Annotated in this window: 9 protein-coding genes; 1 reads left to right on the plus strand and 8 read right to left on the minus strand. The window is 38.2% G+C overall.

All coding sequences use genetic code 11. From position 1 onward, the window contains the following. Positions 1 to 5: 5 nt before the first annotated feature. Positions 6 to 836 carry a hypothetical protein gene (locus EVJ48_00730; protein ID RZV40480.1) on the plus strand — a complete coding sequence of 277 codons (831 nt, stop codon included), beginning with the start codon at positions 6 to 8 and terminating at the stop codon, positions 834 to 836. A 30-nt stretch (positions 837 to 866) separates the two neighbouring features. On the opposite strand, the gene EVJ48_00735 is transcribed toward EVJ48_00730, so the two are convergent. From EVJ48_00735 to EVJ48_00770, 8 genes are all read right to left on the minus strand, one after another. Further along, positions 867 to 3,839 carry a formate dehydrogenase subunit alpha gene (locus EVJ48_00735; GenBank protein RZV40481.1) on the minus strand — a complete coding sequence of 991 codons (2,973 nt, stop codon included), beginning with the start codon at positions 3,837 to 3,839 and terminating at the stop codon, positions 867 to 869. Between the two features lie 2 nt (positions 3,840 to 3,841). Next, on the minus strand, positions 3,842 to 5,620 hold the full coding sequence (locus EVJ48_00740) for a formate dehydrogenase (GenBank protein RZV40482.1): 1,779 nt from the start codon (positions 5,618 to 5,620) through the stop codon (positions 3,842 to 3,844). Between the two features lie 258 nt (positions 5,621 to 5,878). Continuing rightward, positions 5,879 to 7,579 carry a mercury(II) reductase gene (merA, locus tag EVJ48_00745; protein ID RZV40483.1) on the minus strand — a complete coding sequence of 567 codons (1,701 nt, stop codon included), beginning with the start codon at positions 7,577 to 7,579 and terminating at the stop codon, positions 5,879 to 5,881. A gap of 93 nt (positions 7,580 to 7,672) precedes the next feature. Continuing rightward, positions 7,673 to 8,197 (minus strand): NADH-quinone oxidoreductase subunit NuoB, encoded by a 525-nt coding sequence (nuoB, locus tag EVJ48_00750; protein RZV40484.1) that lies wholly within the window; start codon positions 8,195 to 8,197, stop codon positions 7,673 to 7,675. A gap of 149 nt (positions 8,198 to 8,346) precedes the next feature. After that, positions 8,347 to 9,846, minus strand: a complete 1,500-nt coding sequence (locus EVJ48_00755; protein ID RZV40574.1) for a proton-conducting membrane transporter — start codon at positions 9,844 to 9,846, stop codon at positions 8,347 to 8,349. 5 nt (positions 9,847 to 9,851) lie between these two features. Next, complete coding sequence (locus EVJ48_00760) at positions 9,852 to 11,378, minus strand: hydantoin racemase (protein RZV40485.1); 1,527 nt, start codon at positions 11,376 to 11,378, stop codon at positions 9,852 to 9,854. Further along, positions 11,368 to 11,979, minus strand: coding sequence for a hydrogenase (locus tag EVJ48_00765; protein ID RZV40486.1), 612 nt, complete (start codon positions 11,977 to 11,979; stop codon positions 11,368 to 11,370). Before EVJ48_00765 ends, EVJ48_00760 begins: the two co-directional genes overlap by 11 nt. 8 nt (positions 11,980 to 11,987) lie before the next feature. Beyond that, the gene (locus EVJ48_00770; GenBank protein ID RZV40487.1) at positions 11,988 to 12,962 is read right to left on the minus strand and encodes a formate hydrogenlyase; all 975 of its coding nucleotides are present in this window, start codon (positions 12,960 to 12,962) and stop codon (positions 11,988 to 11,990) included. Between the last annotated feature and the right edge of the window lie 18 nt (positions 12,963 to 12,980).

A 12,980-nucleotide genomic window follows, 5' to 3' on the forward strand; every position in this document is an offset into this window, starting at 1 on the left:
ATGTAATGTCAAGGATTTTATTTTTGCGCCTGTTAATAGGAATATTCGGTATTTTGTTTATAGTTCTCACATTTTGGTTAGGCGCATATTTCCATTTAAACGTTTCCACAAAAATAGTAATCGTATTGGCTTTTGCATTAGCCGCTATCCTTGCGGAAATTGTAATAGCCATCGATAATCTTGAAAAAAGATTAAAAGCGGCTTTTCCGTCGCTGGAGCTTCCCCTCAGGGAACAAATCGCAATTAATGAAACTATATTGTTGTATAATAAACTCAAAAAGAAAAAATCGGATATTCCGACTAAAATAGCTATAGAAGATTTTGAAAAAATTCATATCCTCTTAAAACAGGCTGAAAAAGGCGGAGATTTTATTTTTCACGATATTTACGCCGCTAAATTAATTGTATTGAAAGAATTAAAACCAGGGCAGTCGTTTAAGGTTGCAAGCAATCTTATAGAACCGTTTTATTGGGGATACGGCAAGGATGTTACCGAACATACGCAACAAAATTACAGGCAGGCAAAAAGAGGCGTTCATATCGAACGAATATTTATTTTAAAGAATGAGGACGATTTTACCAAAATGAAAGAAATTATGGAGGAACAAGCAAAAAACAATATTAATGTATTTTACGTTTTTCAAAACGAATTAGATAAAATGCTGCCGTATGCCAGTTTTGCAATATCCGAAGAATTATCTATAGGGATAATTTCACATAGGGAAGATTTATTGGGAAAAATCACTATCACGTCTAATAGCCAAATAATCACTGAACTTGCCTGGCAATTTGATATTATTAAAAAACAATCAAAGAAGTTAAATTTTGCAAAATAACCGCATTTTGGATTGAAGTTAAATCTTATTTTAGCTTATAGCTTTTTTTATAGCGGTTTTAAAAGTGCTTTCGTCGCAGGCGTAAATTTCAAAAAGTTTTTTGCGTAAAAACGGCTCCCAGTATTTATTAACGTGGTTTTGAATTTCTTCCGCCGCAATTTCGGGGGGATACGGAGCAAAAATCCTGCAGATGTCTAAAAACATCGATTTAATTTCTTCGTCCCCTTTAAATAAAGGATTATAATTCCTTGAAGCAAAAGGCGTATCGGCTTTGCTTATAGAAACCGCAGTTACTTTATATTCCGGAGTTTCTGTTGACCAGTCGGCATATTCGCTGGTTAAAACGTTGGTTTTTAGTTCCGGAAAATGAAAAGTGGTGGCAACTACTCCTTTCATAACTCTTTTGCTGATTTTTGCGTGAAGCGTAACCGAACCTTTTTTGCTTTTTACGGCAACTAAACTGCCGTCTTCTATTAATAACTTTTCGGCATCTTCTTGGGAAATTTCCAATATGTCCTGCCCATACCATAAGCTGTTAAAACTTCTGCGGGTATTATTTGAACAGTTATACTGGTAAAGATTTCTTACGGTCGTTAAAATAAAAGGATATTCTTCCGATATAGCATCTTTGGAACCGATATGTTTCGTAATAGAAAACCTGCCTTTGCCCCTTACGAACTTCTCTGTGTGTAAAATAGGCGTACCTTGCGGATTTTCGGAATTGACCGGCCACTGGACAGAGCCTTTATTATCCAGCAATTCATAGCTGAGTCCCGAAAACTGTGGCGTAGTAATTGCAATTTCATCCATTATTTCCGCAGGATTATAATAGTACATGTTATAACCCAGTGATTTTGAAAGTCCTGCTATTACCTGCCAGTCCTGCAAACCGGCTAAGGGTTCTATTACTTTTCTTACCCTCTGCATCCTCCTTTCCCAGTTTGTAAAAGTGCCGTCTTTTTCTAAAAAGGATGAGCCGGGGAGTATGGCATGAGCGTATTCGGCAGTGACGGTTTTAAACAGATCGTGAACGACTACAGTATCCATATTTCTTAAAGATTCTATTATTCTGTTTGAGTCGGGGTCCGTTTGAACGATGTCTTCTCCCATAATATATATGCCTTTAAATCTGCCGTCCAATCCGCCCCTTAACATATCGGGAAGCCTCATGCCGGATACATCGTCCAATTTTACGTTCCATATTCGTTCAAATAAAGTCCTCGACTTTTCGTCGGAAATATGTCTGTAACCTGGCAGGGTCGAAGGCTCCGCTCCCATGTCCGCCGCTCCCTGCACGTTGTTCTGCCCCCTTAAAGGAGAGACGCCCGTGCCTTGTCTGCCGATATTCCCCGTCGCCATAGCTAAATTCGCTATTGCAAGAACTCCGGTAGAACCCTGCAGATGTTCGGTTACGCCGAGACCGTAAAAAATAGATGCGGCTGACGCTTCCGCATAAAGCCGGGCAGCTCCCTCGATATATTCAACAGGAACGCCGCTAATTTTCGACGCGGTTTCCGGAGAGTTCGATTCGTCAAGTATAAAATCAGCCCACAACTTAAAGGATTCTTCGTCGCACATTGAATCAATAAAATCTTTTTTAATTAAATTTTCTTTTAAAATATAGTGCGCCATAGAATTAAGAAGCATTACGTTAGTTCCGGGAAGCGGTCTTAAATGATAACGCGCTGCTATGTGGGGCGATTTTGCAACCTCCGTTTTCCTTGGGTCTATTACTATAAGTTTTGCTCCGGAACGTCCTGCCTGCCTGATAAAAGAACCCACTACGGGATGAGCTTCCGTGGGATTAGAACCTATTACCATTATAACGTCCGAATGTAAAACAGAGCTTAAATCCTGCGTTCCCGCGCCGGTTCCAAAAGCTACGCCAAGGCCGTAACCGGTAGGCTGATGACATACCCTTGCGCAAGTGTCGATGTTGTTATTATGAAAAACCGCCCTTACAAGTTTTTGCATTAAGTAGTTTTCTTCGTTTGTACATCTCGACGAACTGATTGCGCCTATAGCATTTGTTCCGTATTTAAGTTGTATATTTTTAAATCTTTCGGCGATAAAGCTAAAGGCTTCTTCCCACGAAACCTCTCTGAAAGGCAAATCTATATTTTCCCTTATAAGCGGGCGCTTAAGCCTATCCGCGCTTTTGACGTAGCCGAAAGAAAACCTGCCTTTAATACAGGAGCGTCCGAAGTTTGAAAGGCTATCGTCGGCAGGAACCGCCCTAATAATTTTATCTCCTTTCGTTTCTATGTTAAACGAGCATCCGACGCCGCAGTAACCGCATGTAGTTCCGGTACTTTTAAAAGGCTTGCCGTAATCCGCTATTCCTTTTTCGATAAGAGCGCCCGTAGGACATGCTTTTACGCAGGCGCCGCAAGAAACGCATTCGGAGTCGAAAAAGCTATTTTCTTTACCCCAGCCTGCTTTTATTAAGGAATTAAAACCTCTTCCCGCAACGGTAAGGGCAAAATTACCTTGAATTTCTGCGCAAGCCCTGACGCACCTTGCGCAGACTACGCATCTTTTAGGGTCAAATAAAAAATATGGATTTGAATCGTCTATAGGCAGATTTAAATGGCTTTTACCCCTGAATCTTATTCCGTTTAATCCGAAATAAGATGCCGCAGTTTGAAGTTCGCAAAGGCCGTTTTTAAAACATGTCAGGCAGTCGTTCGGATGGTCGGACAGATAAAGTTCCATTAAAGTCTTTTTTAAAGAAAAAAGTTCGTCGGAAACAGTCTTAATTTTCATGCCGTCTTCGGCGTATAAAGAACACGAAGCAAAATATCCTTTTCTTCCTTCTACTATAACTCCGCAAAGCCTGCATGAGCCGTACGGCAATAAACCTTTATAATCGCAAAGCGCCGGAATATAAATTCCGTTTTGTTTTGCCGCACGAAGCACGGTAATCCCGTTATCTGTTTTAACGGTTTTACCGTCGATTTCTATCGTTATTTTTTCGGAATTATTTTCTTTTTCGCCATTCATTATTATATAATTTCATTCTTAAAATAAGTTAAAAGGCTCTTTACGGGCATATGAACTCCTGCTCCGAAAGCGCACAAAGACAAATATTTCATAGAATCAAGAATTTCGTCTATTATTGTTAAATTCTCTTCCGTATTTTGTTTCTTTAAAACTCTATCAAGCAGTTCTTTCAGCCGTACCGTTCCTATTCTGCAAGGAGCGCATTTTCCGCACGATTCGTCGATAAAAAAATCCAAAGCATTTAACAGCCTGTATTTAAAATCGGTTTCGCCGCCAAAAACCACGACTCCTCCATGTCCAAGCAGTCCGTTTTTCATAGATACGCCTTCATAGGAAAGATTCAAATCCAAAAACTCTTCGCTTAAAGGAAAGTAAGCGCCGAGAGGTCCTCCTACCTGAACTGCTTTGGCATTAACATCGGCTTCCGCAAGTTCTAAAAGTTCTTTCAATGTAACTCCGAATGGAATCTCAAAAATTCCCGGATTTTTAACCGCTCCCGAAACCTGAAAAGGCATAGTACCTTTAGAATTTTCCGTACCTAAAGATAGGAAGTATTCTAAATTAGAATTACCTTTAAGAATATAAACGGCATAGGCAAACGTCAATACGTTATTAATAACGGTGGGCTTCCCGTATAAGCCGCTGACCGCCGGCACAGGCGGTCTCTGTCTTACCGTTCCCCTTTTATTTTCTATGCTTTCCATAAGGGCGGTTTCTTCTCCGCAGACGTAACTTCCTGCTCCGGTTATTAAATCTATATAAAATTTAAAGCCTGAACCTAAAATATCGTCGCCGAGATAGCCGCCGTCTTTCAATAAAGCAATGGCGCTTTCGATTACCGACTTAGCCGCCGCATATTCTGCCCTTAAATAAATATAGCCGTATTCTGCGCCCGTTATTAATCCGGCTATAATCATTCCCTCCATAATGGACATTGGGTCGCTTTCAAGAATCATCCTATCGGCATAAGCGCCGGAATCGCCTTCGTCGGCATTACATATTATATATTTAACGTCTGATTTTTCTTTAAACACCGTTTCCCATTTAATACCTGCGGGAAATCCCGCTCCTCCCCTGCCTCTGAGTTTCGACTGTTTTAGTGCGTTAATTAATAATAATTTTCCTTCGTCCCCTTTAGATTTAATTTCTTCTATGACTCTCCTTAATGTCTTAAATCCGTCGTCGTTATTTAAATAATCGCTCACGGACAAAGGATTTATATATCCGCACCTTTTAAATATAAGAGATTTGACCGGTGCTTCTTTTTTTACGACGTCAGTAGCTTTAAGTTCGGCAGGTTCTTCTAATTTATTAGAATCAAAGGTTTTAATAATTTTATCGAAAACCTTTGGATTTACTTTTTCGTAAAGTATGCCGTCCACCTCTACTGCGGGGGAAGCGGCGCAATGTCCGAAACAATAAACATAATCCAAAAAATATTTTCCGTCGGGACTGTATTTGCCAAAATCCAGATTTAAGCTTGCTTTTATATGCTCTATTAATTGCTTTGAGCCGGATGCTTCGCAGCTTTCGGACCGGCAAACGACTATTTTACGGTAAATATCGCCAACTTCGGCATCCGTTTTATAATTCTTGAAAAAGCTAAGGAAACCGTAAACTTCAGCTTTAGAGATATTGAGGTTTTCAGCCGTATGCAGCAGGGCTTCTTCGGGTATATAACCCAGCTCTTTGTTTATGCCGTTCAATATATAAAGCAAAGAACCCTGCCTGCCTTTAGCTTCTTCGGTCAAACGCAAAATCAATTTATCCGTCTTTTCCATCTGGCTAAAATATTTATTTTTTACTCTCTTATTTTTATAGCAAGAATAATAATATAATTATATAACATAAATGCGTGAAAGTGTCGATTAGGTAAGCATGACTATCGGAAAGTATTTAAACGCTTCTTAAGATGATTTAAAATGATTCTATTAAAAAACAAGGATTATACTCCTTAAAATTTAAGGAGTATAATATCATAAATAAAAGCGATTGTAAACTTAGCATGTAAACCCAAAACTTGCAACATAATTATTTATTTACGCGCAACAGCTGAGTTTGCTGACGTCTTTCGTAAATGTTTGAGCCGCTAACTTAAGTCCTTCCGCCATAGTAGGATAAACGCCTATTTCTTCGCCTATCTGCTGAATAGTGTAAGCGTTTTGGAGATAAACGCTTGCCTGCTGAATAGTTTCCGACGAGTTATGCGCAACCATATGGACGCCTAAAACCCTGCCGGTTTTTTTATCGGCTATCATCTTTATTACTCCGTCGGTTTTAAAAATAGACCTTGCTTTTGGAACGTATTCTACGGGAAAAACGGTTTTTATTACTTCGTATCCCGCTTTGAGCGCCGCTTCTTCGGTCAACCCTACGGACGACACTTCCGGATCAGTAAATATCGTATGGGCAACTGCAGAATAATCGACTTTTAAATGTTTCACGTGCAACATATTTTCTGCGGCAATTTTTCCGTCGTAAGCTGCAGTCGTAACTAACCTCGTTAAACCGGTTACGTCTCCGCAGGCATAAATATCAGGATTAGCCGTTTGCAATTCGTCGTTCACTTTTACGAAACCGTGTTCGTCTGTTTCCACGCCGACTATATTTAAATTTAAACCGTCGGTATTGCCGATAACTCCTGTCGCCATTAAAAATTCGTCGAAATTTATATTTTTAATACCTGCTTCGGTCTTAATTTCTGCAAATTTTTTGCCGTTCTCTTTATAAAGCCTGCTAATATTTGAATTCAGTAAAAATTCTATTCCTTCTTTTTTTAGAATTTCTATAAGCGATTCCGAAATTTCAGGCTCTTCGTTAAGCAAAATTCTGTATGAACGCCCAATCACTACGACTCTTGAACCGAACCTTCTAAACATCTGCGCAAATTCTAAAGATACAGCCCTTGTACCCAGTATTAATAAAGTTTCCGGCAAATAATCAAGTTTTAAAATCTCTTCATTCGTTATATAGCCTACTTCTTCTAAGCCTTCGATATTTATTATCTGGTTTTTTGAACCGGTAGCGATAATAAACTTATCCGAAGTAATATTGAAAGATTTTTTATTTTTATCGTTTGGAACGACTTTCACAGTTTTTTTTGACGCAAAACTTCCTCTTCCTTCTATAAATGTAATATTGCCGTAACCTTTTAATACGTTATAATATTTCATTTCCCTGAGCTCGTCGAGAAGTTCGGTTTTAACTTTTATAAGTTCTTTTACGTCAATGCGCCCCTTTTTTGTTTCTATGCCTTTAAATTTGTTGTTTATCGGTTCGTAATATATTCTGGCGGCTTCCAAAAGATGTTTCGACGGAACGCATCCTCTGTTAAGGCATGTGCCGCCTATAACCCAGTTTTCGATAACGCAAACTTTTTTGCCTTCGTCAGCAAATTTAATAGCGGCGGAAAATGCGGCGGAACCTCCCCCTATTACTATCAAATCGTAATCGTAATTATGGTTTTTTTCGGCACTATTGCCGGTTTCCGTTCCGCTTGCTTCTAATTCGGCTTCCGAAACATTAACGGCTTCATGCGATAACGGTTTATATCCGGCATTTTCTATGCTTTTTTTGATATCTTCGATCTTTATGTCGTCCGCCGCTAAAATTAAACTTTCTTTTTTAGCTAAAGACGTATCTACTTTAATAACCCCCCCTACTTTATTTACCGCTTTATTTAAAGACGTAACGCAGTGTTCGCAGGTCATACCTTCGACGTTAATTTTAATCTTTTTCATTTTTTTCTCCTTTTACTTAAGTTAAGATGCAGCTTTATTATACTCATTATAATTATTGTACACCTTATACTTAGGTATAATGTCAAGAGTTTTTTAGGAATTTTTGCCGGACTTTAGGATATCCATGAATTTTAAAAATGCCGATATTACCGCTTCGGGTTCAGGAGGGCATCCTTTGACGTGAACTGCGGCGTTTAAATATTTTGAAACAGGACCGCAAACGGAATATGAATCTTTAAAAGGTCCGCCGGTTTCGGCACAGTCGCCTGCGGTAATAACGAACTTAGGCGAAGGAATATTTTCGTATGTTTTTAAAAGCGGATTAAGCATATTTCTGGTTACGCATCCCGTTACTATAAGAACGTCCGCATGTTTAGGGGAAGCGACGAATTTTATGCCGAATCTTTCCAGATCGTAATAAGGATTTGAAAGCGCGGAAAGTTCGGTTTCGCAGGCGTTGCAGGAACCGCTGTCCACAAGCCTGACGAATAAACTTCTCCCGAATATTTCGTCGACGGTACGTTTTAATTCATCGCCTTTAATTAAAACCGATCCGTTTTCGCTTTCAGGGGCTATATTCTGAGTCTTATTTTTAAATAACAATTTTTTAAAAAACATATATTATCAATCTCCTTCTGCGGAAAAGGTGTCAGATTAATTTTTTTTGCAAACGCTTTCGCTTTCTATGCTAAACGACTGTTTCGTAAAAAAAATAAATCTGACACCTTTTCCTTATCAATCTCCTTCTTATCTGACACCTTTTCCTATCACATATCGTTTCCGGCGTATGAAAGATTCAGGCTTTTGTTTATTAAAGGGAAGTCCGCAATTATATTTCCCAATACTCCGTACTGAATAGAAGGCCAAATCCTGAACGACGGGTCTATATATTTAAGCCTGAATATCTTCCCTTTATCGTCTGCCATTATATAAAAAAAAGCGTTGCCCCTTGAAGTTTCGGAATTGCCGATTGCATAACCGTATGCTTCAGGTTTGCTTTCATATTGAACGCAAATATTTCCTTCCGGCATATTAGAGGCTAAATTCGAAATTATTTCTTTTGAAAGATAAATTTCTTTAATTCTTAAAGCGGTTCTCGAAAAAACGTCTCCGCCTTCAAGAATAACAGGCTTTAAATTTAAACTTCCGTATGCAAGATAAGGATATTCAATTCTTGTATCGCGCGACAATCCGGATGCCCTTGCGCTAATACCGCAAAGAGAAAGTTCTTCGGCCGTTTTTTTGTTAATTTTTCCTGTAAACTCCAGCCTGTCTAAAACCGAAGAAGAACTTAAAATAAATTCTTCCGATTCTTTTATAATATTTTCTACTTTCCCGACTGCTTCCTCTATTGACTTAAGTTTCTTAGAATCAAGGTCTAAATTTACGCCGCCTACCGTTAGTGAATTGAACAAAAATCTGTGTCCGCTTAAATTTTTATTGAGCCTCATCAGCTCTTCCTGCAGAGCAAACAAATTCTGCGCCGGCAGGGCAAATCCTATATCCATAAAAATCCAAGCAACGTCCCGCACATAGTTCCACATTCTTTCGAGCTCCGCAAGAATTACCCTGATATATTTAACCCTTTCGGTTATTTCTATATTTAAGATGCTTTCAGCGGCTTCAAGGTAGCTTATGGCGATATTGACGTTATTGTCTCCTGAAATTTTTGAAATTATATCCAGAGTTTCCTTGAAATCTTTGCCTTCGCAAATTTTTTCAACGCCCCTGTGTTTCCAAAAATGCCTTATTTCTAACTGTAAAACCGGCTCTCCCGCGAGCGAAAACCTAAAATGTCCCGGCTCTATAATGCCCGCATGGACCGGTCCTACCAATACGTTAAAAATGCCTTCCCCCAGAACCTCTTTAAACTTATACTCGCCGTATTTTTTCATTTCGGGAATTACGCCGTTATAATCTTTTCTCAAAGGATGAATTGAGGAATCCCAGTTTTCGGGATAAAGCATTAACGGCCTTAGGTCAGGGTGTCCTTCCGGTAAAAGTCCGAATAAATCGTATATCTCGCGCTCGTACATTTTTGCCGCAGGACATATTTTAGATATAGAACGAAAACTATCTTCGGTTTTTACGCAATATTCCTCTATGCCCCCCGTTCCTCCAAAAAAATATCTGACGCTGAATTTAGAATTAACAACTCTTTCATCCGCAACCGCTATACCAAGCAGATATTTTCCCGAAGTTTTAATATTTTCCGCCGAATTTATAAAATCGTCCGATTTTATATCGTGTTTATCTATAATAATCATATTGCTCATTTAAAAAAATTAACTTTACCTCCAAATTCAACCGCCGCAGATTTTATTATATGCAAAAATGGATACGGAATGTAAAATAGCAGAAAAGAAGAAAACAGCAACATTATTAACGGAACATAGACTATAAAAGGATGCAATCCCGCTTCGCTAACCGCTTTATGAGATGCGCCCGCACCGTCGGTTTTTAGTTCGCCGCCTTCTTCTTCGTCCCCTGTATTTGCTTTTCCGACGTACATTTTAAGAACCTTGCCGAAAAGTCCTATAAAAACGAAAATAAGCAGGATAAAAACTAAAAACCCCAACCAGATATCTGTTCTAAAAACGCCGGTCATAATGTAGATTTCTCCAAGAAACATAGCAAAAGGCGGCATGCCGCTGATTCCCATAGCCCCGAAAAGAAGAACTATTCCCGTAATAGGAAAATTTTTGGATAAATTTCTTATTTTATCTATTCTTCGTTCATGGGTAGCCGCAAGAACGTTTCCCGAAGATAAAAAAAGCAGCCCCTTATTCAAGGCGTGAAAAAAAATCTGCAGCAGGCTTCCTATAACCGCAATTCCGCCTATGCCGAAACCAAGCGCTATAATACCCATATTTTCCATTGAAGAGAATGCAAAAAGCCGTTTGTAATCGGTCTGCTTTATTATCGAAAAAGCCGATACGAAAATTGTTAAAAACCCGAAGCAGATTAAAAAATACCTAGGGTAATGTATGCCGGCGGCGGCGTTTATCTGATAAAACCGTAAAATACCAAGAAGCGCGGTATTAAGCAAAACTCCCGACAATAAAGCGCTGACCGGACTTGGACCTTGCGAATGCGCATCCGGAAGCCAGTTGTGCATAGGAGCAAAACCTACTTTCGTTCCAAATCCTACAAGCGCAAGAATAAAAGACAGCATAAGAAAATTTTTGTCTAATTTTGCGCCCGCCTGCATAATATTAATAAAAGATAAAGAGCGCATACTTTCGCCGTAAACCTGCGAAGTAGTAAAATATAAAATAACTATGGCAAAAAGCCCTATGGCAATGCCGACAGAACACATAATAACGTATTTCCATGTAGCTTCGAAAGATTCTTTCGTCCTGTTAAAAGAAACCAATAATGCCGTAGCAAGCGTCGTGGCTTCCAGTCCCGTCCAGTAAATACCCAGATTATTAGACAATATCGAAACCATCATGCTGAAAATAAATAAATTTTTCCAAAAATAATAAAATTTAAATTTTCTTTTAGATACGCCGCCGGCTATTTCGCTTCTGACGTATCCAAAAGAATAAAACGCTACGAATAGTTCAAGCGTAGAAACGGTTATTAGTATGACTAAATTAATATAATCTACAAAGAAAAACCCTCCTAAAAAAAACGCGATTGAATTAAAAGAAACTGCGATTACGCCGACCGTCAAGAATACAAGGACGGATATCGCCAGCTGAAGATAAGACATCCATAATACGTCGGTAAAAATTGAAAATATTAAGGCCGCCGCAGGAAGTATTAATATTAAATCTAAAAGTTTATGATGCAACGTTTCTCCTTAAGTTTAATATTAGAAGCGACAATATAAGTATGCTGACGAAAAGGTCGAAAAGTACGCCCAGTTCTACTAAAAGCGGCATTCCGTGAGTAATGCTGTTTGCCGCCAAAAAAATTGCATTATCAATCGTTAAAAATCCTAGAATCTGCGAAAATAAAGTTTTTCTTGTTATCATAAGCATCGCTCCTATTAAAAACGTAGCAAGAGATATCGTAAACACGAAAGAACCGAAAGTAATGCCCGTTTTAATAATTTTTTGAGCTATCAAATTTGAAAGCAAAGTTAAAGAACCGGCAAAGACGACAGCCTCCGGTATGCCTATATACATATTTATTTCTTTATCCATTTTAACCTTTTTAAGGGTTTTGAATAAAAAATAAGGAATTAAAATAACCTTAAAAATTATTGTAATGGCAAATGAACCGTATAAATTTATCGAGTTGAAATGAACCGCCCCCATTAAAATATAAAATGCAAGCATAAGAGACTGAAAAGAATACAACTTTATGGCAAATTTTATAAAAGGCGAACTTACGTTTAATACGACCGAAACGAGTATTAAAATAATAAAAAGTTCTGCTATTTTTTCCATTATCATTTTTAAAATCTCCTAATCGACAATATCATCGCTATCAAAGACAATATGAACGAGACGGAAAGAATGTTCGGCACCCTGAAAACGCGCATTTTGGGGTTAACTATCTCTACGCCGGCAATAAATATACATAATATTATCATCTTCAAAACGTAAATTATAAAAGCTAACGGGATTTGATAAATATTTACGGCCATATAAGGAAACAGGATAAGAGACATTATGGTTAAAAAAACCGTAAGTTTCAAGTAGCTTCCGTATTCATAAAGTCCCAGATGTTTTCCGCTTGCCTCTAAAATGTTTGCTTCATGAAACATGGTAAGTTCGAGATGGGTTTCAGGATTGTCTATAGGAATTCTTGCGTTTTCCGATATGCTTACGATAAAAAGCGAAATAAAAAGTAAAAAAGGTATAGCAACGGATACGGCGCTTGAACCGGCGCCCGTCAAAAAGGCGTTTTCCGCTCCTTTCTGTATTACGTAAAAAATATCGGTAATTCTGCCCTGTTTTGTGAAGATGGCAAGCGATATAAAAATGAATATTAAAGAAGGCTCCGAAAGGACCGTTAAAAACCATTCCCTGCTGGCGGCGAGCCCGCCGAAAGCGCTGCCCTGATCCATAGCGTAAAGAGTCATAAAAAAAGTCGCAAGAGCAAGAGAATAAGCGATTAAAATTACGTCGGAAGATATGCCGAACAAAGAATATCTGTAAAATGCAGGCAGCATTAATAATATAATTAAATACGTTACAAAAACTATATAAGGAGATATATTAGATATAAATGTCGCGTCTTTTGATAAAACGAGCTCTTTTTTTAATAATTTATTAAAATTTATATAAAACTGAAATATATTTATTCCTTTCTGACCTCTTGCACGCTGTTTTAATTTATGAATGAAACCTGCAAAAAAGGGCGCAAGCATAACTATTATAATAAATTGAATTAAGCCTATTATTAAATGCTGAGCGTTAAAATTCATAATTTTTGTTTTTTTATC

This window comes from Candidatus Acidulodesulfobacterium acidiphilum, assembly GCA_008534395.1.
Lineage (GTDB): Bacteria > SZUA-79 > SZUA-79 > Acidulodesulfobacterales > Acidulodesulfobacteraceae > Acidulodesulfobacterium_A > Acidulodesulfobacterium_A acidiphilum.